This is a genomic window from Arthrobacter sp. zg-Y916, from assembly GCF_020907385.1.
In the GTDB taxonomy this organism is placed as follows: Bacteria; Actinomycetota; Actinomycetes; order Actinomycetales; family Micrococcaceae; genus Arthrobacter_B; species Arthrobacter_B caoxuetaonis.
The window spans coordinates 75,802-100,196 of the sequence record NZ_JAJJOD010000006.1 but is presented as its reverse complement, the minus strand read 5'-3'; the positions used below and the strand labels follow the sequence as shown (position 1 = coordinate 100,196).

Here is a 24,395-nt window from a genome sequence, read left to right as displayed (position 1 = left end):
TTACTGCTGGTAAGCAAAAGGCCCGGATCCATGTGGATCCGGGCCTTTTGCTTTCTTGCGGGTGTGCTGTTCTAAACGCCGTCCTAGTCCACGATGGCAGCGATGACAGCACCCGCTGAGACGGTGGCTCCCGGCAGTGCCGTGAGACCGGTGACGGTGCCGGCCTTGTGGGCGGTGAGCGGCTGCTCCATCTTCATGGCTTCCAGCACCACCACCAGGTCCCCTTCCGCGACGACGGTCCCGTCTTGGACGGCGACCTTCACAATGGTTCCCTGCATTGGGGACGTGAGCTCATTGCCCGTTGCCGCCGCGGATGACGTCCGGACGCGGCCTTTGCGCTGCTTGCCGTTGACCGGGGCAGCGCTGCGTCCGTTCGACGGCGCCAGGCCGGCCGGCAGCACGACCTCAAGCCGTTTGCCGCCCACCTCCACGGTGTGGCGCTGGCGTGCGCCGTCGTCGTCGTTCCCGTTGGCCGGTTCCCCGGACCAGGGCTCAATGGTGTTGTTGAACTCAGTCTCGATCCAGCGGGTGTGAACACTGAACGGACCCTGCTCCGGTGCGAAGGCGGGATCGGCGACGACGGCGGCGTGGAACGGCAGCACGGTCGGCAGGCCGGTGATTTCCATTTCCTTCAGGGCGCGGCGCGCACGCTGGAGGGCCTGGGTGCGGGTGGCTCCGGTGACGATCAGCTTGGCAAGCATCGAATCGAAGTTCCCGCCCACCGTCTCGCCGGCTTCGATGCCGGAATCGACCCGCACGCCGGGGCCCGTGGGCAGGCGCAGGGTTTCCACTGTGCCGGGGGAGGGCATGAAGCCGCGCCCGGCGTCTTCGCCGTTGATCCGGAATTCGATGGAGTGGCCCCGGATTTCGGGGTCGGAGTAGCCCAGTTCTTCACCGCGGGCGATGCGGAACTGCTCGCGCACCAAGTCGATGCCGGTCACTTCCTCGGAGACCGGATGCTCAACCTGGAGACGGGTGTTGACCTCGAGGAAGGAAATGGTGCCGTCGGTGCCCACGAGGAATTCGCAGGTACCGGCACCCTGGTACCCGGCTTCGCGCAGCAGGGCCTTGGAAGAGTCATACAGGGCGCGGACCTGGTCCTCGCTGAGGAAGGGGGCCGGGGCTTCTTCCACCAGCTTCTGGTTGCGGCGCTGCAGGGAGCAGTCGCGGGTCGAAACGACGACGACGTTGCCGTGCGCGTCGGCCAGGCACTGTGTCTCGACGTGGCGCGGGGCATCGAGGAAACGTTCGATGAAGCACTCGCCGCGGCCGAAGGCAGCAGTGGCTTCGCGGACAGCGGAGTCGTACAGTTCGGGGATCTCTTCCAGGGTGCGGGCCACCTTGATGCCGCGTCCGCCGCCGCCGAAGGCCGCCTTGATGGCCACGGGCAGGCCGTACTCCTGCGCGAAGGCAAGGACTTCGTCCGCGCTGGATACGGGATCCGGTGTTCCCGGAACCAGGGGAGCGCCGACCTTAGCTGCAAGATGCCGGGCCTGGACCTTGTCTCCGAGCTGGTCGATGGCTTCGGGGGAAGGTCCGATCCAGGTCAGTCCGGCGTCGATGACCCGGCGGGCGAACGCGGCATTCTCAGACAGGAAGCCGTAGCCCGGGTGGATGGCGTCTGCCCCGGCGCGGACAGCCGCGGCCAGGATTTTGTCCATGTCCAGGTAGGACTCTGCGGCAGTGCTGCCGCCCAGGGCATACGCCTCATCGGCAAGGCGGACGTGCAAAGCGTCCAGGTCCGGGTCGGCGTAGACGGCTACAGTCGCGATGCCTTCGTCGCGTGCGGCCCGGATAATCCGGACGGCGATCTCTCCGCGGTTGGCAATCAGGACCTTCCCCAGCGGGGCGGCGGTATTCTGGCTCATGAAATGCACTGGCTCCTTTGATCTGTTCGGAGCCTAGCGCGATTTTGTCGTGTCCCGCCATAAACCGTGCTGTTTCTGCGTGGGGCGGCGGGTTTAGTTGTGGGGACCCTACAACGAGGGTTTCCGCTGGGTGGTTCGGAAGGATGGTTCAGCGGGGACGCCGAGTGGACGCGAACGGGACGTCCGCCTCACAAGACACCTTGCTCTCGGACCCATCCTCCAAGGCGCAGGCCCCGGGCGACTATTGGCGCCACCCACGCGGAGCCGCGGCGCATATCCACTGCCGAGACCTTGACCTGATGCCATCCGAGCTCACTGACGAGCAGGTCACGGTTGTGGTCCTTCATCTGCTGCTCGGGGGTCAGGTGATGCGCGCCGTCATACTCCACGCAGGTGCGGAATTCCGGACAACCCAGATCAGTCCACAGGACAGGCCTCCCGGCCGCGTCCAGCAGCGGCATGTTCGGACGGAACTCCGGCAGTCCGGCGTCGTGCAGCATGAGCCGGAGGTATGTCTCGGGCGGGGAGTCCACGCCAACGCGCACCAGATCAAGGGCTCGACGGGCAGTTCGTATGCCCGGAATCCACCTCAGGCCGTTGACGTAGCTGCGCAGTTCCTCCAGACCCAGAACGGCATGACGGACCTGGCCATAGCTGCGTCCATGCTCTGAGACGAGCCAGTCGCCGGCTGCGGTGAGATCGGGCAGATCCAGGATCCGGGCGAGGTCGGCAAAGGTGCGCGCTTCAGACGTGAGCCGGAGCCCCGGCGCGGGTTGGACGACGTCGAAGTCCTCCAGGCGTGACCGGTGGCTGCGGATGTGCCTGCGGGTGGTACTCGCGGCGTTCGGAGGGCGGGTGAGATGCAGGAATGATTCGTTCCGGTACGACGGCGGCAGCGGGATGCCGTGGAGCCTCGCCGCAGTCGTGTGGCTGAGGACGGCGTCGGGGAAAAGCTCAAGATAGGGTCGGCAGCTTGCAGCCAGCTCAGCAGGCGTCCCCGTGGTCTTCGTGTTCTTCGGTACCCGGATTCCACGACTGGGAGTGCGCAGATCTGAGCCGCGCAGCCGTCCGGGTGTGACACCAAGGCTCAGTGCCTGCTCAACCAGAAAGGGATCAGACAGTGGATGTGGAAGGGGCCGGGGTGTGCGCATTGCCCGTTTCTACCCTGTACCTGCATCTCCTGCTTGAGTTATCCACAGTCGCGGCGTTCTGCGGCAACCCGGCAGCGTCCTGCCGCCCGGAGCGCTGTGTGTCGAAAGGGGTCGCTGGGCCTGGTGTCGAGGTACATGAAGCTCCCGTACCCTGTGGCCCTGTCCGCCCATCCTTTGCTGCAATAACGCAGGTTTGAGGGCTCCCCGGGATCTGTTGCTGCACTAACGTCGCTTTCGCGTGCTCTGAGCGACGGCAGTGCAGCAACGGATGAGTCGAGGGCAGGCTAAGCAGCCGCAGTGCGGCAGAAGACTCGTGGAGCAGGGGCTAAGCGGCTGTAGTGCACCAATAGATGACGGAATGCCTTCTGGCGCGGAACCCCTGGCGTCGCCGGAAAGGACGTTATCTCCCCGAAGGTTGGCAGGAGAAGGCGCTAAGCGACGTTATCTCCCCGAAAGTTGCGGGGAGGGGGCGCCGCCGGGCAACGGCCCCCGCCACAAGGCACCAACCGCCACCCAGGGCTACTTCCAGAGTGACGTCACGCCGACGCCGGCGCTGGCCAGCAGGTGGCGCAGCGTGGACACAGACAGACCGACGACGGCATGCGGATCGCCGACGACCTTCTCGATGAACGCCCCGCCCAGGGAATCGATGGTGAAGGACCCCGCCACGGCAAGCGGCTCTCCGGTGGCAATGTAGGCCTCGATCTCGTCGTCGAGGAGCTTCGCAAAGTGCACCTCGGCTGAGCTGACCGCGCCGAGGGTCGCTCCGGAGCCGTCCTCGTCGGTGTCGCGGCAGTCCACCAGCCAGTGGCCCGTGTGGAGCACACCGACGTTCCCGCTCATCCGCCGGATGCGTTCGCGGGCAATCTCCGGTTCCCAGGGCTTTCCGTGGGCTTCGCCGTCGAACTCGAACACGGAGTCGCAGCCGAGGACAAGGGCGCCGTCGGCCTCAGGGAGGGAAGCGACAGCTTCAGCCTTGGCCCGGGCCAGCAGCAGTGCCGTGTCATGGGGATCGGTCAGCCCGTAGCGGGCCGTGACAGCGTCTTCATCGACATCGGACATGAGCACGCGGTGGGCGATGCCGGCATTGTCCAGGAGCTTGGTGCGGGCAGGGGAGGCGGAAGCAAGGATCAGCGTCAGGTCAGTCACGCATCCCAGCCTAATGTGCCGGGCTGGCAGGCACCGAAAAAAGGAATGGCCGCTCCGGCGTCGGAGCGGCCATTCCCAAAGGAAGTGCGAGTACCTGAACCTTACCTGCTGGCAGCCGCAGCGCCAGCACCTGATGTTGCAGGTGTATGTTCCTGTGCCGAAAGTTCAGCTTCTTCGGGATCGATTGCAGCTGAATCGTCAGCGAACGGGTCGCCGTTGCGCTTGGCGTTGTACAGCTCCGGCTGCAGCAGGCCGTTGCGCTTGGCCACGATGGTGGGCACGACCGTCTGGCCGGCCACGTTCACCGCGGTGCGTCCCATGTCCAGGATGGGGTCGACGGCGAGCAGCAGCGCCACGCCTTCCAGCGGCAGTCCCAGCGTGGACAGGGTCAGGGTCAGCATCACGACGGCGCCGGTGGTTCCGGCGGTTGCCGCGGAGCCCAGGACGGCGACGACAACGATGAGCAGGTACTGCCCGATGCTGAGGTCAATGCCGAAGAACTGGGCCACGAAGATAGCCGAGATCGCAGGGTAGATCGCGGCGCAGCCGTCCATCTTCGTCGTGGCGCCCAGCGGCACGGCGAAGGAAGCGTAGGCCCGGGGAACACCGAGGTTCCGCTCAGTGACGCGCTGGGTCAGCGGCAGCGTCCCCACGGAGGAACGGGACACAAAGGCAAGCTGGATGGCCGGCCAGGCTCCGGAGAACCACTGGCGCACGGAGAGTCCGTGCGCCTTGATCAGCACCGGGTAGACCACGAACAGGACGATCGCCAGACCCACGTAGATGGCCAGCGTGAAGGTGCCCAGTGAACCGATGGTGTCCCAGCCGTAGGTGGCCACGGCACGGCCGATCAGGCCAACGGTGCCCAGCGGGGCCAGCCGGATGATCCACCACAGGACCTTCTGGATGACGGCCAGGGCGGAGGCGTTCAGGGCCAGGAACGGTGCGGCGGGCTTGCCGACCTTCAGGGCGGCAATGCCGACGGCGATCGCGATCACGAGGACCTGCAGCACGTTGAAGTTCAGCGAGGTGGTGAGGGTTTCCGTGGTGGATGCGGTCAGGCCCAGGAAGTTGCCCGGGATGAGGCCGGTGAGGAACCCGATCCAGCTGCCGGTCCCGCCGTCGTAGCCGTCCGGTGCGGTGGCGTCAGCGTTGGCACCGGGCTGCATCAGCACACCCAGGGCAATGCCGATCGCAACGGCGATCAGGGCAGTGATGGCGAACCACAGCAGGGTCTGCCATGCCAGGCGCGCAGCGTTGGAAACCTCGCGGAGGTTTGCAATCGAGCTGACGACGGCGGTGAAGATCAGCGGGACGACGGCTGCCTTCAGCAGTGAGACGTAGCTCGAGCCGATGGTCGAAAGCGTGGTGGTGAGCCAGTTGGGCTCACCGTCGACGGCGCCCATGTTCTTGGCCAGCAGGCCCAGGCCGAGGCCGACCAGCAGGGCTGCGATGATCTGCGGGCCAAACGATGTGGCCCAGCGCGGAAGCCTGCGCCGGGTCTCGGCTGCGGCGGGGGACTGTGGGGAGGTCTGTGGTGATGTCACCGTTCGATGCTAGACGGCATCCTTTACCAGAGCGTTTTCGGTATTGCGAAATGTTACGCAGCGGCAGACGCCGGGGCCTTGGGAATGCTGGGTGGACAAGCGTTCTGTGGCGCCGGGCCGCGGAACAGAATTCCTATTCCCGCGCGCACTGTGACGATTGTCCCATCCGGGAGGGTTGGTGCAGGCAGCAAAAACGCCCGGCCGGAGTGCCCGGCCGGGCGTCAGAGTCCACGCTGGTTATCCAGAATGCAGGCTGGCTATCCAGAATGCAGGCTAGTTATCCAGCAGGGCAGGCTAGTTATTCAGCAGGGCGCGGCGCAGCGTGTCCAGGCCGACCGAGCCCAGGCGCAGTGCGCGTGTGTGGAAGGCCTTTGCATCGAAGGAGTCGCCCTCGCGGCTGCGGACTTCGTCGCGGATCTGCTCCCAGAGCCGCTGGCCCAGCTTGTACGCCGGTGCCTGTCCCGGCCAGCCCAGGTAGCGCGTGAACTCGAAGTTCAGCTGCCCTTCCGAGATGGCAATGTTCTGCTTCAGGAAGTCGTAGCCCTTCTCCGGGGTCCAGGTGCCCGAACCCCAGCGCTCGGGGACCTCCAGTTCCAGGTGGACGCCGATGTCGAAGACGACGCGGGCTGCACGCATGCGCTGCGCGTCCAGCATGCCCATCCGGTCTCCGGGATCGTTCAGGTAGCCGAGTTCCTCCATGAGGCGCTCGGCGTACAGTGCCCAGCCCTCGCCGTGGCCGGAGACCCAGCAGACGTTGCGGCGCCAGCTGTTCAAGGTGTCCCGGGCAGCGGTTGCGGTGGCAATCTGCAGGTGGTGGCCCGGAACGCCCTCGTGGTAGACCGTGGTGGTTTCCTTCCACGTGGTGAAGGTGTCTTCGCCTTCCGGTACGGACCACCACATGCGCCCGGGCCGGGAGAAGTCCTCGCTCGGACCCGTGTAGTAGATGCCGCCCTCATTGGTGGGGGCGATCATGCACTCGAGCTTGCGCATGGGACCGGTGATCTCGAAGTGGCTCTGCGACAGTTCCTCGACGGCCCGGTCGGAGAGTTCCTGCATCCAGGCCTGCAGTTCACGCGTGCCGTGCAGCTGGCGCTGGGGATCGGCGTCGAGCAGGTCCATTGCTTCGCGGACTGAAGCGCCTTCCTTGATCTGGTTGGCCACCTCTTCCTGTTCAGCGATGATGCGGTCCAGTTCCGCGACGCCCCAGGCGTAGGTCTCCTCCAGGTCGACGGCCGAGCCGAGGAACTGGCGGGAGAACAGCGCGTAGCGCTCAGCGCCGACGGCGTCCTTCTCCGGAGCCTGCGGGAGCAGCTCTCCGCCGAGGAAGTCAACGAGCGAGCGGTAGGCGGCACGGGCGCCGTCGGCGTTCTGGCGCAGCGAGGCCTTGAGTGCGTCGGGCAGTTCCGAGCCGTCCGGCAGCGATGCGTCGGCCGCGAACGAATCGAAGAAACCGCCTTCTTCGGCATACTTGCCGGCCTGCTCCATCACGATCGAGACCTGGCGGCGGGCGGCGACCAGGCCGCGCTCGGCCCCGCTGCGCAGGGAAACGATGTACCCGGCGACGGCGTCGGGAAGGTTGTGGAGGCGGCCGGAGATGTGCTCCCAGGCCTCGACGGTGTCGGTGGGCATCAGGTCGAAGACCGCGCGGATGTCCTGTGCCGGGGAAGCGATGTTGTTCAGGTCGGCCAGGTCCCAGCCGGATTCATGGATCTCCAGGGCGAGGCCCAGCCGCTCACGCATGGCGTCAAGGGTGACGGCATCAACGTCGTCAACGGGCTGCAGGTCCTCAAGCCGCTCAAGGGTTTCGCTGATTGCTTCGGCGGTGGATACGAGTCCTGCCGGCGAGTAGTCCGCGTATTCGGTCTCGTGCCCGGGGATGCCGAGCGAAGTGGCGAAGGACGGGTCCAGCCGCAGCAGGTTCTCGGTGAAAGCTTCGGCGACGGCGTCGATTGCAGTTGGCGTGCGCGAACCGGCGTTGGACAGGGAATCTGATGAAGTTGTCTGTTCAGTCACATGCCCGAGCCTAACGTGTCAGCGGTAGGTGCGCCGCCACGAGCCCGGCCCCGGAGCAGGCGTCAGGCTCAGCTGGCGGCGCCTTGTCCACGCCCTGCGGGTCGTTGCCGGATCGCGCAGCACAGGCGCCGCGGAGTCCGGTGCACCCGCGCCCAGGCCCAGCACGACGGCGGTCAGTGCCGCCAGTTCCTCGTCCGTGGGACTGCCTGTGAGAACCTGCAGCAGCGGCTGGACTGCCGGTTCGAAGTCCGGTTCACCGACGATGCTCACAGCGGGATGTTCCCGTGCTTCTTGTGCGGCAGTGAGGCACGCTTTTCGCGCAGCACGCGCAGCCCGCGGATCAGCTGGAGCCGGGTTTCCGACGGTGCGATCACGGCATCCACATACCCAAGCTCGGCCGACTGGTAGGGATTCAGCAGTTCTTCTTCGTAGGCGTTGATGTAGCCCTGGCGGACTTCATCGACGTCGCGCCCGTCCGCTGCGGCGGCGGCCAGCTGGCTGCGGTAGAGGATATTCACCGCACCCTGCGCGCCCATGACGCCGATCTGCGCGGTGGGCCAAGCCAGGTTCAGGTCTGCGCCGAGCTTTTTGGAGCCCATGACGATGTAGGCGCCGCCGTAGGCCTTGCGGGTGATGACGGTGAGCTTGGGAACGGTGGCTTCGGCGTAGGCATAGAGCAGCTTGGCGCCGCGGCGGATGATTCCGTTGAACTCCTGGTCCTTGCCCGGAAGGAAGCCGGGAACATCCACGAAGGTCAGGATGGGAATGTTGAAGGCATCGCAGTGGCGCACGAACCTGGCCGCCTTCTCCGAGGCTGCTATGTCCAGGGTGCCGGCGAACTGCAGCGGCTGGTTGGCGACGACGCCGACCGTGTGCCCTTCGAGCCGGCCGTAGCCGATGATGACGTTCGGTGCGTACAGGGACTGCATCTCCAGGAAATGGCCATCGTCCACGACCTGCTCGATCACGGTGCGGATGTCGTAGGGCTGGTTGGCTGAATCGGGAATCAGCTCGTCCAGGGCCAGGTCCCCGTCGTTAATCTCCTCGTCCTGCGCAAACGGCGTCAGGGGTGCCTCGGCGAGATTGTTGCTGGGCAGGAAGTCCAGCAGCTCGCGGACAAAGTCGATCGCATCCTCTTCGTCCGATGCCAAGTACGTCGAGGTGCCGGTGGTGGCATTGTGCTGCCGGGCGCCGCCGAGCGTTTCCATGTCCACGTCCTCACCCGTGACCGCTTTGATGACGTCCGGCCCGGTGATGAACATGTGGGACGTCTTGTCCACCATCACCACGAAGTCGGTCAGGGCGGGGGAGTACGCCGCTCCGCCGGCGGACGGGCCCATGATCAGGGAGATCTGGGGTACGACGCCGGAGGCATGGACATTGTTGCGGAAGATATCCGCGAACATCGCCAGGGAGGCAACGCCCTCCTGGATGCGGGCGCCGCCGCCGTCGAGGATGCCGATGACCGGGCAGCCGTTGCGCAGGGCAAACTCCTGGACCTTGACGATCTTTTCGCCGTTGACCTGGCTCAGCGATCCGCCGTACACCGCGAAGTCCTGGCTGTAGACCGCCACTGGGCGTCCGTCCACGGTGCCGTAGCCGGATACCAGTCCGTCACCCACCGGCTTCTTCTTCTCCATGCCGAACGCGGTGGAGCGGTGCACTGCCAGCGCATCGAATTCCACGAAGGAACCTTCGTCCAGGAGCAGGTCGATGCGCTCGCGGGCAGTGTGCTTGCCGCGGGCATGCTGTTTTTCGACCGCGGCTGCTCCCGAGGGCATTTCGGCCTGGGCCTGGCGGCGCCGGAAGTCGGCGATTTTCCCGGCGGTTGTCTGCAGATCGATGTCCTGGTCGATGCTCATTTACTCTCCGGTGCTGGATTCTGACGGATGGCGGGCGGATCGCCACCCCAACGCCCTGCGCAGCTGCTTCAGTAGGTTTCTTACAAGGGTGCGGGCGATTCACCCAGTCTAGTGAGCGCCAACACGCCCTGCGGGTGTAGGAAACCTACAATTTGTGTCCCTGTGCCTTGGCTGGCTGAAGAGCCAGCCTCCAGTCGACGTCGAGGGGCGGCCGTCTTCGGAGGCGGCGGATGTTACTGGTCAGTAACATTTTTCGCGCGGGTGCATTACCCTGTCCGTATGACCTCCACCACAGCATCTTCTTCTCCGCGTTCGCTGGCCGGACGCACCATCCTCATGTCCGGCGGCAGCCGGGGGATCGGCCTGGCCATCGCCCTTCGGGCCGCTGCCGACGGTGCCAACATTGCGATGGTCGCCAAGACCGCGCAGCCGCACCCCAAGCTGGAAGGCACCGTCTACACCGCGGCCGAGCAGCTGGAAGCCGCCGGCGGCAAGGCGCTGCCGATCATTGGTGACGTGCGCCGCGACGAAGACGTTGAGAATGCCGTCGCCGCCACAATGGAACAGTTCGGCGGAATCGACATTGTGCTGAACAACGCCTCCGCGATCGACCTGCGCAAGACGGACGACGTGAGCATGAAGAGCTATGACCTGATGCAGGACATCAATGCCCGCGGCACGTTCCTGCTCTCCAAGACGGCCCTGCCGGCGCTGCGGGACTCGGACAACGCCCACATCCTGACACTGTCCCCGCCGCTGAACCTGGACCCCAAATGGGCCGGCAGCTACCTCGCGTACACCATGGCCAAGTACGGCATGTCCCTGACCACCCTTGGCCTGTCGGAGGAGCTGAAGGAAGACGGAATCGGCGTCAACTCCCTGTGGCCGTGCACCTCAATCGACACCGCTGCCATCCGCAATATGCCCGGCGGCTCGGAACTGGCACGCGTGTCCCGCAGTGCGGACATCATGGCCGACGCCGCGCACGCCATCCTCACGCGCCCCGGGCGCGTTGCCACCGGCAACTTCTACACGGACGAGCAGGTCCTGCGCGAGGAAGGCATCACGGACTTCACCAAGTACAGCCTCGGCGCACCTGAGGACAAGCTGATGGCCGACTTCTTCCTCTAGGACAGGTGCGCGGCAGGGAAGGGCCGGGCACGGCAGGCGCCGCCCCGGGATGGGGGAGGGGGCGCGTAATATCGGAAACATGGATCTGCGCTACTCCAGCATGGAGCGACCACCGTTGGAGCCGGAGCGGCTGCGGGCCAGCCTTGTGGGCCCCGCAGGCCCGCTGTCCCGGCTCGATGTCGTGCAGGAAACAGGCTCAACCAACACCGACCTTGCTGACAGTGCGCGGTTATCGCCGCGTGAATATCCGGACTTTTCCGTCCTGACCGCCGAGCTGCAAACCGCCGGCCGGGGCCGCCTGGGCCGCGTGTGGCAGGCACCGGAACGCTCTTCGCTGTTTGTAAGCGTGCTGCTGCGCCCTGTTAATGCACAGGGGCGGCCGTTGCCGACCCAGTCCTACGGGTGGCTCTCCCTGCTGGCAGCACTGTCGCTGTCCAAGGCTGTGGGTGGCCGGACGGGAGTGGAACCGCGGCTGAAATGGCCCAACGACGTCATGGTCGACGGGCGCAAGCTGGCCGGTGTCCTGGCACAGCTGGTGCCGGACAGCACAGGCAACCCTCCTGCCGTAGTGGTGGGGGTGGGACTCAACGTTTCCCTCACTGACGAAGACCAGCCGGTCAGCACGGGCACCAGCCTGCTGATGGAGTACGCGTCCACCACGGACAGGAACATCCTGCTGGAGGACTTCCTGCTGCGGTTCAACCTGGACTACCGGGCGTTCTGCGCCGTCGATGGGAATGCCTCGGCGCCCTGGTCCCTTGGCGGATGCCTGCTGGACAACGTCGCCGGGCGGATGGCGACCCTCGGGCAGGAAGTCCGTGCGCACCTGCCCGGAGGAGCGGAGCTGACGGGCCGCGCCGTCGGCCTCGACGCGCATGGCGCGCTCCTGATCATCGATGGCGACGGCGTACGGCAGACAGTCACCGCTGCCGACGTCGTGCACCTGAGGCCCGCAGGCGCATGAGCGGCGCGCACACCATCGGATTCCGGTGCGGATGAGGCTGGAGCCGGGGGAGCAGGTCATTGTTTCAGCGCGCCCCCATGCCGGGCCGCTGGTCAAGCAGGTCCTGCTCGCCGTTCTGGCATGTGCGGCAGGCGGGTTCGCCCTGGGGTTCCTGGGCCGTGACACCGTTCCGGCTGCGCTTGCCGACTGGACGCCCGTGCTGGCTCCCACCGTCGCCGTGCTGGTGGTCCTGGTCCTGGTCCGTTTCTGCCTGCCGGCCGTGCTCCGCTGGAACGCCGCCCGCTACGTGCTGACCAACCGGCGCCTGATCCAGCGCCGGGGAGTGCTTCGAAGGCAGGAACACGATCTTCCGCTGGCCTCCGTCTACCAACTGGAAGCACGGCAGGGGATACTGCAGCGGATGCAGCGTTCCGGAACCCTTCGGATCGATCTGGGGCGCGGGCGGGTCATCGACTACCCCGCGGTGCCGGAAGTCCACAGATTCAAGTCGATTGTGTTGGCCACCATAGAAGACCTGCCCATGACCGTGATGTTCGATGGTGTAGATATTGAAGGAAGCACGGGTTACGACGAATGGAGCGGCAATGAGTGATCAGGGCCAGGACGTGCCTGAGTCCGCCGCCGAGCCGGAACCGCTGACACTCTCGATGAATGCGGTCCCGATGCCGCAGAAGCCGGTGCTGCCGGGTACCTCCGGAGGGATCGACCGGGAAGACGTCCGGCGGCTGGAAGCCCAGCTGATTGGCGGTCCGCGAACCCTCAAACGCCGTGAAGCGGCAGCGGGAGCGGGAGTCTCACTGCTCTCGGCACGCAAGCTGTGGCGCGCCATGGGCTTCCCGAACCTCGACGACGACGCCGTGTTTTTCACCGAGGCTGACCAGGAAGCCCTCAGCACCGTGATCCAGCTGGTCCGCGAGGAACGGCTCACCGAAGAGGCCGCGATTTCCATCATGCGTTCGATCGGCCAAATGACGGACCGGATGGTTGTCTGGCAGATCGAGGCGCTCGTTGAAGAGATGGTGGTCCAGCGCGGGATCACTGACGCCGAGGCCCGGAAAAAGCTGGTGGCCGCGCTGCCGGACCTGATCGAGCCGCTCGAGAAAACCCTGGTCTACGCGTGGAAACGGCAGCTGAACGCCGCGGTCCAGCGCCTGGCGCTGCGTGCCGAGGCAGGCTTGGCCAGCCATGATTCGAACGCCGATGACAACCCGCTCCCGCTGGCACGGGCCGTCGGGTTCGCCGACCTGGTCTCTTACACCAGTCTTTCCCGCCAGATGAACGAAAAGACCCTGGCGCAGATGGTCCAGCGGTTTGAGCACAAATGCTCGGAGATCATTTCGGTTGGCGGCGGCCGGCTCGTGAAGACCATAGGCGACGAAGTCCTCTTCAACGCTGAGACCCCCGAGGCAGGTGCCGAAATCTCCCTGGCCCTGGCGAAGGCCTTCACCGAGGACGAACTGCTTCCGTCCGCGCGCGTAGCCATGGTGTGGGGCAGGGTGCTCTCCCGCCTGGGCGACATCTATGGGCCGACTGTGAACCTTGCCTCACGGCTCACCTCGCTGGCAGAACCTGGAACAGTCCTCACCGACGCGTCCACGGCAGCGGCGCTGCGCAATAATGAGCGTTTTATCCTCATACCCCATTCCCCGCGCGCGGTTCGCGGTTTCGGCGAGATCCACCCGGTCACCCTTGCCCGGGGCACCGGACAGGGACTGGTACTGGACTAAATCCCCTGGCGACAAGCCGCTTTTGCGAAGCAGGCTTGTCACTTTCAGGAAAGCCACTTGGAATGTGCGACACTTGTCGCGACTATCTGCCGAATTGCGGCCCGCCCGTGCGCCTGGACGCGGCACGCCGACGGCGGGGAATCGCAGGATTATTTGGGGTTTGTAACGGGGGGAAGCAAGTGCAGTTCTTCAGGGGGGCTACGCCTGCGCAAAGCCGCGCCCGCCGCAGGGCCGCGTCGATCGGCTCGGCCGTTGCCGCCACGGGTGCCGTCGTGGCCGGCGCCATCCTGTATCCGGGATTTGCCAGCGCCGACGTCGATCTGAACGACGGCGGTGTCTGGGTTACCAACCAGACGCAGGGCATGGTGGGCCACCTGAACTACCCCGCCCGGCTGCTCGACGGCGCCTACGCCGCCAACAGCGACGGCTTCGACGTCACCCAGTATGAGGGCACCGTCTTCCATGCCAACACCGACCAGTCCAAGGTCTCGCCCGTGGACATCGCCAACGTGGCACGCGGCAGCGAGGTACAGCTGCCGGCGTCGGCCACCATCACCCAGGGCGGCTCCGCGATCGCGGTGACCGATCCTGCCGCCGGGGCCGTCTGGCTCATGGACTCCGCTTCACTGCCCTTCTTCAGCGACACCGAAGCCGAACCCGTGGTCCAGGACTCACCCGGCGTTGCGGCCGGGGTGTCACCGGACGGATACGCGGCTGTCGCGGCGCCGCGGGAGGGACGGCTCTACGGCTATAAAGTCGCCGGGGACGGCAGCTACGGCGAGCCGCAGGTCACCGAGTCGGAGGAACTCCGCGGTTTCGGGGACACCCAGGTCGCAGCCGTGGGGGAGGAAGCCGTCGCCTTCGACGCCGAAACAGGAACCCTTGTCCTGCCCGGCGGACGCACCGTCAGCCTTCCCGACACCAAGGGCGCACGGCTCCAGGACTCCGGCCCCGAAGCGGACTTTGTTGCCATAGCTTCGGCTTCGGCCCTGATCAAACAGCCGATGGACGGTTCAGAGGCGACGGTGACCCCGGTAGCCGGCGGTGGAGTTCCTGCGGCGCCGGTGCGGGTGGACTCGTGCGTGCACGCTGCCTGGGCCGGATCCGGCACGTACATCAGGGACTGCGACTCCGACGCTGATGACTCCGTCGAGGAGATTCCCGGGATCGGCGCCTCCTCGGAACTTGTCTTTCGGGTCAACCGGTCTGTCGTGGTGCTCAACGACATTAACGGCGGCAGCGTGTGGCTGGTGCTGGAAAACATGCAGCTGGTGGATAACTGGGGGGACGTCATCCCGCCCAAGCAGGATTCCAGTGATGACGAAGAAGAATCTGCCAGCGAGAACCCGGTGAACACCCTTCCGGACCGGACCGGCGAGAACCGGCCGCCCGTCGCTTCACAGGACAGGTTCGGGGTCCGGGCCGGGCGCACCACCATCCTTAACGTCCTGGACAACGACACGGACCCTGACGGTGACCTGCTGACTGTCCGGCTCTCCGGCAGCCAGCCTTCCGCGGGGGAAATCCAGCAGATCTACAACGGTGCCGGACTGCAGTTGGTCGTTCCGCCGGGTGCCTCCGGGACCAGCACGTTCGAGTACGAGGTCAGCGACGGCCGCGGAGGCAGCGCAGCCGCCAGTGCGACAGTGCAGGTCCGCGGTTCCAGCGAGAACACCCCGCCCGAACCGCGCAGGTCCACGAAGATCCTGGTCGAACAGGGCCAGTCCGTCAGCCAGAACATCCTCAACGACTGGATGGACCCGGACGGCGATGACCTGGTTCTGGTGGCCGCGGAACCAACGGCTGACGGGGACCAGGTGCGGACCAGGTCCGACGGACTGCTGACGTTCCGGGACATCGGAAAGACACAGGGCGTCAAGGACGTTGCCATCACTGTCTCGGACGGCACCGAAACTGCCACCGGCACTGTCACCTTCGATGTCCGGCCCGCGGGCGTCCTGCCCCCGGTCACCAACTTCGACCACTTCACCGCCACCGCGGGTGAACCCGTCACGCTGTATCCCCTGCAGAACGACCTTGATCCCGCCGGCGGCCAGCTCAGCCTCGCCAAGGCCGATGCGGAGGACGGCTCGGAACTCCTGCCGGACTACGAGACAGGTTCCATCACGTTCACTCCCGCGGATCCGGCGACGTACTACATCGAGTACCTCGTCACCAACGGACCGCAGAGCGCCAGCGGGCTCATCCGGGTGGATGCAGCCGAGTCCGGCCGCCAGGGAGCTCCGATCGCTGTGCGCGACGTGGCCCTGCTTCCCCGCGGCGGCAACGTGCTGGTGGACGTGCTCGGCAACGACACCGACCCCACCGGCGGGGTGCTGGTGGTGCAGTCCGTCAGCACCGGCAGCAGTTCGCCGCTGGACGTCGCAGTGCTGAACCACAACATCCTCCAGATCCATGACGTGCGTGGACTCACCGGAGCCGCCAAGATCAGCTACATGGTTTCCAACGGCACCGCCAGCGCCAGCGGCGAAGTCAGCGTCCTGCCGGTGGACGGGCCGGGAACCCTGCTCCCGCCTTCGGCCTCCGCGGACACCGCTACCGTGCGGGTCGGTGACGTGGTGAACATTCCCGTCCTGGAGAACGATGTGTCGCCCACCGGCGACGAACTGACGCTCAACCCGGTTCCGGCCCAGGGGGTCGATCCAGCCGACGGGCAGCTGTTTGCTTCCGGGAACATGCTCCGTTTCGTTGCCGGAGATACAGCCAAGACGGTCTACGCGATTTACGAAGTACGCGACTCCACTGGGCAGAGCGACTCCGCCCAGGTGCGCATCAACATCCGGCCGCGCGACGACGAGAAAAACACCCCTCCGGTGCCCAGGAATTTGGAAGGACGGGCGATCGCCGGGAGCACGGTACGGATTCCAGTGCCTCTGGACGGCCTTGATGCCGACGGCGATTCGGTCTTCCTCAGCGGGATCAGTGAAGCACCCCGGCTCGGCGCAGCGGTTCCGGGACCCCATTACATCGACTACACAGCTTCAGCCACCGGTGCGGGCACTGACTCGTTCACCTATGAAGTACGGGACAGGCTGGGGCTGGTGAACACCGGCACGGTCCGCGTGGGAATCGCCCCGGTAGCGGAAGCCAACCAGAAACCCGTGGCCGTGAACGACGCCGTGACCGTGCGCCCGGGGCGTGAAGTCGCCGTGCCGGTGCTGCAGAACGATTCCGATCCCGATGGCGATCCAATCTCGCTCGACCCCGGCGGCGTCAGCTCACAGGAGAGCGGAACCGAAGCGCGGGCCGAGGACAACCGTGTCCGGTTCACGGCACCCGCCGAGGCCGGCACCTACAACATCCGCTACGCCGTGCGCGACAACCGCGGCGGAACAGCCTATGGAAACATCGCCGTCGTCTCCGATCCGAACGCGGAACTGCTGGCACCGCTGGCACAGGATGACCGGGTGAGCGTTGCTGAGATCCGCGGACGCACCGCCGTGGATGTCGCCGTGCTGGAGAATGACGAGGACCCCGACGGCGTGGCCGAAGACCTGGCAGTCTCCGTGGACCCGTCGCGGACCACCGCAGCGGTGACGGGAGACCGGGTGCGCGTGGAGCTGCTCGAAGAAGCGCAAATCATCCCGTACCAGGTCCAGGACATGGACGGGGGAACCGCGACGGCGGTGATCTGGGTTCCCGGTCTCAGCGCCCAGTATCCGACGCTTCGCAGTGCCGAGGTGCAGGAAATCGAAGCAACGGAGACCCTGGAACTCGATCTGGCCGAACTGGTCGAGGTCCGTGAGGGCCGTGCGCCGAGGATCACGGAAACTGCCAAGGTCAGCGCAATCGGCTCCTCCAACCGGGATACCTGGGTGGCTGACGAAGATACGCTTTCGTACACCGCGGACGAGGACTACGCCGGTCTGGGCTCCATCACTTTTGAAGTCACGGACGGTTCAGGCCCGGATGATCCGGAAGGCCTCAAAGCTACCCTGACCATCCTGGTCAACGTCATCCCGCTGCCGGAGCAGAACCTGCCGCCCGTCATGAGCCCGGGTTCGCTGGAAGCGGCCAAGGGCGAAGACGCGGTCACCCTGGACCTGGCGCCGCTGGCCTCGGACCCCAACCCGGCCGACGCCGGAAAACTCAGCTTCGCCCTGGCCGGTCCCGTACCCCAGGGTTTCGAGGCGAGCCTTTCCGGTTCGGTCCTGTCCGTCTCCGCCGGGGACAATGCCGCAGTCGGCACGCTGGGACAGCTCGCCGTGAGCGTCACGGACGGCCGCAGCGACCCTGTACCCGGACGCGTGGACCTGGCGGTGCTCGCCTCCACCCGGCCGCTGCCTGTCGCTGCGGACGATTCCGTGGACGATGCTGTCCAGGGCAAGCCGGCGAGCGTCAACGTGCTGGCCAATGACGACAACCCGTTCCCGGACACGCCGCTGGAAATCGTGGAAGCCACGGCGGACGGCAACGGCACCGCCAGCATCCAGGGCGATTCCGTGGTGGTGACCCCGGACGCCGACTTTGTGGGCAGCATGAGCGTCCAGTACCGGATCCAGGACAAGACCGGTCAGCCTGACCGCCAGGCTTCCGCGCAGATCCTGCTGACCGTGCAGGGCCGGCCCGATGCGCCCGCCACTCCGGTCGTGGAAAGTACACGCAGCCGAACCGTGGTCCTGGCCTGGGATCCGCCCGCTGCCAACGGTGCTGCGATCACCGGTTACACCGTCACCGGGTCCGCCGGGTTCAGCCAGGAGTGTGCTGCAACAACCTGCACGCTGACCGGACTGACCAACAACGTCGAGTACACCTTTGCGGTGACGGCCACCAACGCCAACGGAACCTCCGATCCGTCCCCGTCCTCCGCTCCCGCACGCCCGGACACCCAGCCTGCCCAGCCGGCACCTCCCGTCCTGGCGTTCGGCGACAAGCAACTGGATATTGCCTGGACCGCGCCGGCCAACGACGGTTCGCCGATCGAGTCCTATGACCTGCAGATTTCTCCGGCACCTCCCGGCGGGACAGCCCAAAAAACCGTCCCGGCGTCGGTGACCCGGACCACGTGGACGGGACTGGCCAACGGTGCCAGCTACCGGGTGCGCGTCCAGGCCCGCAACGCGGCACCTGAGCCCTCCGGATTCAGTGACTACTCGGTACCTGAAATCCCCGCCGGACTCCCGGGCGTCCCGCCGGCACCCACGACGGCGAAGGCCAACTCGGTGGGTACCCAGAGCCAGCTTGCGGTGGACTGGGCCGACTCAGATCCCAACGGCGCGCCCGTGACCGAATACCAGCTTCGCGAATACCAGGGCTCAACGCTTGTCCGCACAGAGAACGCCGGAGCAACCTCCAAGCTCACGGTGCGTGTGCCGAACTCGGAGCAGAATTACAGCTACTCCGTGCGGGCCTACAACAAAGCCGGCTGGAGCGAGTGGGGGCCCGCCTCGGCACCGCGCCGCGCCGTCGGCGTGCCCGACGCTCCGGCAGCGCCGGTCCTGGCAGCTTCCCGCACCGGAGCCGAGGGGCGGGCCGTAACCGTCACCTTCAACCCGCTCAGCGCCAGCGCCCGCAACGGTGCGCGCGCCGAGGAAGTCAGTTACCGGGCAGCCTTCAGTGACGGGCGGTCGATGATCGTCAGCAGCGGCCAAGAGATCACAGGCTTCGGCAACGGTGCCAGCATCACCGCGACGCTGACCGCCGTGGTTAACTCCGACGGCTCGTCCTACGACAGCCCTGCCTCTCCGGCGTCGGGCGCGGTGCAGGTACACGGCAGTCCAGGGCAGCCGTCGGCCTCCGGTTCCAACGGCGGACAGGGCAGCAAGACCGCTGCGCTGTCCTGGTCACCGCCGAACCAGAATGCGCACGACGTCGCGCAGGTCCAGATCTCGGTCAACGGCGGCGGGGGTTGGTCCGGATGGGAAAACGTTTCCGTCTCCGGCAACCGCGACGTAGGGAACGGCTATGACCAGACGGTCAGCATCCGCGTCCGCGTGCTGAACTCGCAGGGGACGGCTGGTCCGGTGGCTGAAGCGTCCGCCCGGACCGGCTCCGAGCCCCCTCCAGCCACGTGGACCCTTACCGTCGGCAACCAGCTCAACGAATCCGATCGCCGGACCTGCATGGACCCGGTAGGCAGCACCAACTACACCTCAGACGGCCGCTGCCTCGGAAACCACTGGGCCTACCTCGGGGAGCGCATCGACACCCGCTGCTACATCGTCCGCGGTGGTGGAGACAGATGGTACCGGCAGTTCTCCGGCCCGAACCGCGATGCCGACAATAACGGCCTCCACATCAAGGGGATCCACACCAGCTTCGGCAACAACCCGCCCAGCGGGATGGGCCAATGCTGACGCCCGCTCTTTCACCAACCACGCACTACTTGGGGGAAACACCACCATGTCCATGACCGAAGAACAGGCATCCTGGTTTGCCGAGACGTTCGCCCAGATCCTGACGAACGTTGGCCGGGCCGTCCTCGGCAAGCCGGAGGCCGTGCGCCTGATCATCATCTCGATGCTCGCCGAAGGGCATGTGCTGCTGGAGGACGCGCCCGGAACGGGCAAGACCATGCTGGCGCGCGCGCTGGCGGCCACAGTGCAGGGAACCACGTCCCGGATCCAGTTCACCCCCGACCTGCTGCCCTCCGACGTCACGGGCATCACGATCTATGACCAAAAGACCCAGGCATTCGAGTTCCACCGCGGACCGATCTTCGCCAATGTGGTGCTGGCCGACGAAATCAACCGTGCTTCGCCCAAGACGCAGTCCGCACTGCTGGAGGTCATGGAGGAATCCCGGGTCACCGTGGACGGAACGACGTACACGCAGGAACGCCCGTTCATGGTGATCGCCACGCAGAACCCGATCGAGCAGGCCGGCACCTACCGGCTCCCCGAAGCCCAGCTGGACCGCTTCCTGGTCAAGACCTCCATGGGCTACCCGGACCACGCCGCGACCGTTGAACTGCTTGCCGGTGCGGCCACCCGGGACCGGTCCGCGGCGCTGTCCGCCGTGATCACCTCCGAAGCCGTGCGGGACATGGCCGACCTCGCCGCCACCGTGCACACCGACACCTCGGTGCTGGAATACATCGCGCGCCTTACTGCGGCCACGCGGGAAGCTCCCGAAACCCGGCTGGGCGTCAGCGTCCGCGGCGCCCTGGCCATGGTCCGCGCGGCAAAGGTCCGGGCGGCCTCCGAGGGCCGGAACTTCGTGCTGCCGGACGACGTCATCGCGCTGGCCCCGAGTGTCTTCACCCACCGCCTGGTCATGGACCCGGAGGCTGAGTTCGCCGGTGCCACCGCTTCGGCGGTGCTGGAACAGGTGCTTGCCTCCATTGCAGCTCCGCAGCAGCGCGTTGCCGTCTAGGGCATCCGCGGTGCACCTCCTGGACACAGCCCGCCGGCGGTGGTGGCCCCGCGCAGCCGCCGCGGCAGGCAGCATGACACCGCTGGGATGGTCAGCTGCGGCACTGGCCGCAGGCTTCTGGGCAGCGGGCGGAATGCTCGGCTGGCGGGAACTGCTCATTGCCGCTGCCTTCCTGACCCTTGTCCTGGTTGCGGCAGTGGGCTTCATCGTCGGGCGACAGTCCTATGCGGTGCGGCTGGATCTGGCCCGCACCCGCGTCGCGGTGGGGGACGACGCCGTCGGCTCGCTGACCGTTGGCAACCCGGGAGCGCGCATGCTGCTCCCCGCGACGCTGGAACTGCCCGTCGGTGCGGCAACCGCCGTCTTTGAACTGCCGCGCATGGCCCCCGGCGATGAGCACGAAGAGCTGTTCCGGATCCCCACCCAGCGGCGGGCCATGATCGTGGTGGGTCCGGTGGAATCCGTCCGCCGGGATCCTTTTGGGCTGATGGGCCGGCGCCTGGCCTGGACCGACCCGGTAGACCTGTTCGTCCATCCCCGCACCGTGGGCCTCCAGGGATCCGCCACCGGCTTCATCAAGGACCTGGAAGGCCTGCCGACCCGGGAGCTTTCCACCGCAGACGTCGCTTTCCATGCCCTGCGCGAGTACGTACCCGGCGATGACCGCCGCCACATCCACTGGAAAACCACCGCACGGACCGGGACCCTGATGGTCCGGCAGTTCGAGGAAACCCGCAGATCCCACCTGGCCGTTGCACTGTCCGGCAATACCGCTGACTACGGCAGCGAAGCGGACCTGGAACTGGCGGTCTCCGTCGCCGGATCCCTGGGGCTGCAGGCCATCCGTGAGCAGCGCGACCTGACAGTGCTCAGCCAAGACGGACAGATCCGCAGCGGCAGCGGCCGGATCCTGCTGGACGGGCTGACCCGGTTCGAAGGCCGCGAACGCCGGGAGGGCACCCGCGAACTGGCGGCCCTCACCTCGGACAGCGTTCCCAACGCTTCGGTGGTCATTCTCGTGACCGGTACCGCCGTGAGCGCGTCGGTGCTGCGGTCAGCAGCTGCCGCCATTTCCCCGGGCATCCGCTGCCTGGCCGTGCGCTGCGGAGAAGGGGAAGCCCCCGGGCGCCGGGAAATTGCAGACCTCACCGTCCTCACCTGCGGCGCTTTGGACGACCTGCCCGCCCTGATCCGGAAGGGCACCGCATGAGCGTCGACGCCGACCTCCGGCCGAGGCGCCGGCAGGGAACTGCGCCGGCCCGGAAAACGGTCCCGCTCCGGCCCGTCCTCGAAGCCTGTGCCCTGGTCCTGCTGCTCATTGCGGGTGTCACGGGACTGGGTCCCACGTTCGGCTCGAGTCCCCGGTACCTCGTCGCCGGCATCGGCGGGATCGTGCTGGGGCTGCTGCTGGCCGGGGCTTCCACGCTGCGCCGCTGGGGACCCTGGACTACTGCCGGGGCCACCGCCGGCACGTACCTGGTGCTCGGGAGTGCGCTGGCTGCACCGGTCGAAGCTGCCGCCGGAGTACTGCCCACACTTGACTCACTCAGGGTGCTGGTGTCCGGTGTTGTCTTCGCCTGGAAGGACCTGCTGACTGTCGCGGCACCGGTGGGAAGCGCCGGCGGAATGCTGGTGGTTCCGTTCCTCCTGGGACTGCTGTCCGCGCTGGCCGCCGGATTGCTGTCCTGGCGGGTCCGGGGCCCCTACTGGCTGGCCCTGCCCGTGCTGGTGCTTTTTGCTGCGGGCATCGCGTTTGGCACTCCGGATGCACCGTTTCCCGTATGGCGGGCCCTGATCCTCGGGGGCGGGCTGCTGGCCCTCCTTTCGTACCGGCGCGCCGCCCAGGCCAGGGACGGGTCCCGGACAGCTGCCCTGGATTCCGCGCCCGCCCGCGCGGCCCGGCTCCGGCGTACCGCGTACGGCGCCGCCGTCCTGGCCGGTGCCGCCGCCGTGTCCCTGGCACTCTCCCCGCTGCTCGGGGCCGATGCTGAGCGCAAGGTGCTCCGCGACGTCGTCGAACCGCCGGTTGAACTGTTCGATTTTCCGAGCCCTCTCACGGATTTCCGCCGCTACGTCAAGGACAACGCGGATTCCACGCTTTTCACCGTGGAAGGCCTGCCGCAGGGCCAGCGGGTCCGGCTGGCGGTCATGGACGCGTACGACGGCGTCGTCTACAACGTGAGTCCGCAGGCCGCCGGCGGGTACGCACGGGTGGGTGACGCCGGGACCCTCGCCGGCGACGCCGGAACGGATGCCCGCGGAACCGAGGCCACGCTGAAGTTCTCCATTGAGGACTACGCCGGCGTCTGGGTACCGGGAGCAGGCGAGATCAAGGCACTGCACACCGAAGGGGAGAGGAGCAGGCAGATCGCCGGCGGCCTCTTTTACGATGCAGGCTCGCAAACACTTCTGACGACAGCCGGTGTACGTGCCGGGGACAGCTATGAGACCGGCGTCTTCTTCCCGGAAGAGTACGACGACGCTCAGCTGGCCCAGTACGGCTTCGCCAACTCGGTGCTTCCGCGGGTCCAGGAGGATCCTCCGATCGTCGCGGCGAAGGCCGCTGAATACGCAGGGGAGGAAAGCACCCCGATTGAACGGGTCAGGCGGCTGCAGCAGATCCTCGCCACCGAGGGGTACTTCAGCAACGGCAAGGACGGACAGACGCCGTCGCTGCCGGGGCACGGCGCCGCGCGGATGACGGGTCTGCTTGATGCGGAACAGATGGTGGGCGACGACGAGCAGTACGCGGTGGCCATGGCGCTGATGGCGCGCAAGCTGGGGATCCCGGCCAGGGTCGTGATGGGGTTCTACCCGGACTGGGAGGAGCTGGATTCGCCGCCTGCCAAGATCGGCATCACCGGCGACGACGTACATGCCTGGGTGGAAGTGGAATTCGAACGCGTCGGCTGGGTGCCCTTCTTCCCGACACCGGATGAGGACAACGAACCGGTGCCGCCGCAGCAGCAGCCGAAGTCCACGCCCAAACCCCAGGTGCTGCAGCCGCCGCCACCGCCGCAGGAACCCGCGGAGCTGCCCCTGGATGCAGCAGCCGATCCCCAGGACGCCGAGCAGAAGGACGAGGACCTGTGGGAGACCGTTTCCGGGGTGCTCCGCATCGTGGCACTGGCATCGGTGCCCCTGGTGCTGCTCTTCGGGCCCCTCTTGCTGATCCTTGCCCTCAAAAGCCGCAGGGCCAGGCGCCGGCGTACCCGGGGAGCCACGCCTGCGCGGTTGGCCGGAGGGTGGCGGGAAGTGCTCAGTTCCGCCGCCGATCTCGGAGTGTTGATCACCGGGCGGCGTACCCGCAGGCAGGACGCAGCCGTCCTGGAGGAGGCTTTTCCAGCGGCCGCCCTTAGCGCGGCTGCGCTGGCACGGAGGGCAGATGCCGGTATCTTCGGGCCCGGGAACCCTTCCGAGGCCGAAGTGGAAGGCTACTGGCAGGACGTGGACAGCCTGCGACGCGAGCTCACCGCGGGACTGGGGTTCTGGCAGCGCCAGCGCGCCAGGTTCTCGCTGCGTTCGCTGCGCCTGGACCGCAGCCTCGAAGGGCGTACCCCGCTGCGCACGCGGTTGCGGGGAGCGGCCGCTGCCGCGACCCGCCGACGGAGCGGTGCTCAAGGTCCGCGGGGTCCGTTAGGGTAATGG

General features: G+C 66.8%; 15 protein-coding genes. 8 read left to right on the top strand and 7 right to left on the bottom strand.

Annotation, left to right across the window (positions count from 1 at the left end; all coding sequences use genetic code 11):
• Positions 1 to 83: 83 nt before the first annotated feature.
• The 7 genes from LOC59_RS10610 to LOC59_RS10580 all read right to left on the bottom strand — a co-directional run bounded on the left by LOC59_RS10610 (position 84) and on the right by LOC59_RS10580 (position 9,590).
• A complete protein-coding gene (locus tag LOC59_RS10610) occupies positions 84 to 1,868 on the bottom strand; it encodes an acetyl/propionyl/methylcrotonyl-CoA carboxylase subunit alpha (RefSeq protein WP_229971865.1) in 1,785 nt (594 codons plus the stop codon).
• A 188-nt stretch (positions 1,869 to 2,056) separates the two neighbouring features.
• A complete protein-coding gene (locus LOC59_RS10605) occupies positions 2,057 to 3,019 on the bottom strand; it encodes an endonuclease domain-containing protein (RefSeq protein WP_229971863.1) in 963 nt (320 codons plus the stop codon).
• Between the two features lie 519 nt (positions 3,020 to 3,538).
• Positions 3,539 to 4,168: a Maf family protein gene (locus tag LOC59_RS10600; protein ID WP_442860586.1), complete on the bottom strand. Its 630-nt coding sequence runs from the start codon at positions 4,166 to 4,168 to the stop codon at positions 3,539 to 3,541.
• A 101-nt stretch (positions 4,169 to 4,269) separates the two neighbouring features.
• Positions 4,270 to 5,715 (bottom strand): dicarboxylate/amino acid:cation symporter, encoded by a 1,446-nt coding sequence (locus LOC59_RS10595; protein WP_229971861.1) that lies wholly within the window; start codon positions 5,713 to 5,715, stop codon positions 4,270 to 4,272.
• 294 nt (positions 5,716 to 6,009) lie between these two features.
• Positions 6,010 to 7,728 (bottom strand): DUF885 domain-containing protein, encoded by a 1,719-nt coding sequence (locus LOC59_RS10590; protein WP_229971859.1) that lies wholly within the window; start codon positions 7,726 to 7,728, stop codon positions 6,010 to 6,012.
• 18 nt (positions 7,729 to 7,746) lie between these two features.
• A complete protein-coding gene (locus LOC59_RS10585; protein WP_227916493.1) occupies positions 7,747 to 7,998 on the bottom strand; it encodes an acyl-CoA carboxylase subunit epsilon in 252 nt (83 codons plus the stop codon).
• Positions 7,995 to 9,590: an acyl-CoA carboxylase subunit beta gene (locus LOC59_RS10580; RefSeq protein WP_227894955.1), complete on the bottom strand. Its 1,596-nt coding sequence runs from the start codon at positions 9,588 to 9,590 to the stop codon at positions 7,995 to 7,997. The genes LOC59_RS10585 and LOC59_RS10580 overlap by 4 nt, the downstream gene beginning before the upstream one ends.
• 279 nt (positions 9,591 to 9,869) lie before the next feature.
• Here LOC59_RS10580 and LOC59_RS10575 point away from each other — a divergent pair, with 279 nt between their 5' ends.
• From LOC59_RS10575 to LOC59_RS10540, 8 genes are all read left to right on the top strand, one after another.
• Positions 9,870 to 10,721, top strand: a complete 852-nt coding sequence (locus LOC59_RS10575) for an SDR family oxidoreductase (RefSeq protein ID WP_229971857.1) — start codon at positions 9,870 to 9,872, stop codon at positions 10,719 to 10,721.
• A gap of 79 nt (positions 10,722 to 10,800) precedes the next feature.
• On the top strand, positions 10,801 to 11,685 hold the full coding sequence (locus LOC59_RS10570) for a biotin--[acetyl-CoA-carboxylase] ligase (protein WP_229971855.1): 885 nt from the start codon (positions 10,801 to 10,803) through the stop codon (positions 11,683 to 11,685).
• 31 nt (positions 11,686 to 11,716) lie between these two features.
• Positions 11,717 to 12,277 carry a PH domain-containing protein gene (locus tag LOC59_RS10565; protein ID WP_229971853.1) on the top strand — a complete coding sequence of 187 codons (561 nt, stop codon included), beginning with the start codon at positions 11,717 to 11,719 and terminating at the stop codon, positions 12,275 to 12,277.
• A 70-nt stretch (positions 12,278 to 12,347) separates the two neighbouring features.
• The gene (locus LOC59_RS10560) at positions 12,348 to 13,412 is read left to right on the top strand and encodes an adenylate/guanylate cyclase domain-containing protein (protein WP_423721507.1); all 1,065 of its coding nucleotides are present in this window, start codon (positions 12,348 to 12,350) and stop codon (positions 13,410 to 13,412) included.
• 179 nt (positions 13,413 to 13,591) lie between these two features.
• Positions 13,592 to 19,729, top strand: a complete 6,138-nt coding sequence (locus LOC59_RS10555; RefSeq protein ID WP_229971851.1) for an Ig-like domain-containing protein — start codon at positions 13,592 to 13,594, stop codon at positions 19,727 to 19,729.
• Between the two features lie 46 nt (positions 19,730 to 19,775).
• Positions 19,776 to 20,747 carry an AAA family ATPase gene (locus LOC59_RS10550; protein ID WP_227894940.1) on the top strand — a complete coding sequence of 324 codons (972 nt, stop codon included), beginning with the start codon at positions 19,776 to 19,778 and terminating at the stop codon, positions 20,745 to 20,747.
• Positions 20,748 to 20,820: 73 nt separating this feature from the next.
• The gene (locus tag LOC59_RS10545; RefSeq protein WP_229971849.1) at positions 20,821 to 21,957 is read left to right on the top strand and encodes a DUF58 domain-containing protein; all 1,137 of its coding nucleotides are present in this window, start codon (positions 20,821 to 20,823) and stop codon (positions 21,955 to 21,957) included.
• Positions 21,954 to 24,392, top strand: a complete 2,439-nt coding sequence (locus LOC59_RS10540; RefSeq protein WP_229971847.1) for a transglutaminase-like domain-containing protein — start codon at positions 21,954 to 21,956, stop codon at positions 24,390 to 24,392. The genes LOC59_RS10545 and LOC59_RS10540 overlap by 4 nt, the downstream gene beginning before the upstream one ends.
• The last annotated feature ends 3 nt before the right edge of the window (positions 24,393 to 24,395 follow it).

What these genes read in the sequence shown, in the direction of transcription:
- LOC59_RS10610 (WP_229971865.1), bottom strand. Translation starts at nt 1,868, where the DNA reads ATGAGCCAGAATACCGCCGCCCCGCTGGGGAAGGTCCTGATTGCCAAC.
- LOC59_RS10605 (WP_229971863.1), bottom strand. Translation starts at nt 3,019, where the DNA reads ATGCGCACACCCCGGCCCCTTCCACATCCACTGTCTGATCCCTTTCTG.
- LOC59_RS10580 (WP_227894955.1), bottom strand. Translation starts at nt 9,590, where the DNA reads ATGAGCATCGACCAGGACATCGATCTGCAGACAACCGCCGGGAAAATC.
- LOC59_RS10575 (WP_229971857.1), top strand. Translation starts at nt 9,870, where the DNA reads ATGACCTCCACCACAGCATCTTCTTCTCCGCGTTCGCTGGCCGGACGC.
- LOC59_RS10570 (WP_229971855.1), top strand. Translation starts at nt 10,801, where the DNA reads ATGGATCTGCGCTACTCCAGCATGGAGCGACCACCGTTGGAGCCGGAG.
- LOC59_RS10565 (WP_229971853.1), top strand. Translation starts at nt 11,717, where the DNA reads ATGAGGCTGGAGCCGGGGGAGCAGGTCATTGTTTCAGCGCGCCCCCAT.
- LOC59_RS10560 (WP_423721507.1), top strand. Translation starts at nt 12,348, where the DNA reads ATGCCGCAGAAGCCGGTGCTGCCGGGTACCTCCGGAGGGATCGACCGG.
- LOC59_RS10550 (WP_227894940.1), top strand. Translation starts at nt 19,776, where the DNA reads ATGTCCATGACCGAAGAACAGGCATCCTGGTTTGCCGAGACGTTCGCC.
- LOC59_RS10545 (WP_229971849.1), top strand. Translation starts at nt 20,821, where the DNA reads ATGACACCGCTGGGATGGTCAGCTGCGGCACTGGCCGCAGGCTTCTGG.
- LOC59_RS10540 (WP_229971847.1), top strand. Translation starts at nt 21,954, where the DNA reads ATGAGCGTCGACGCCGACCTCCGGCCGAGGCGCCGGCAGGGAACTGCG.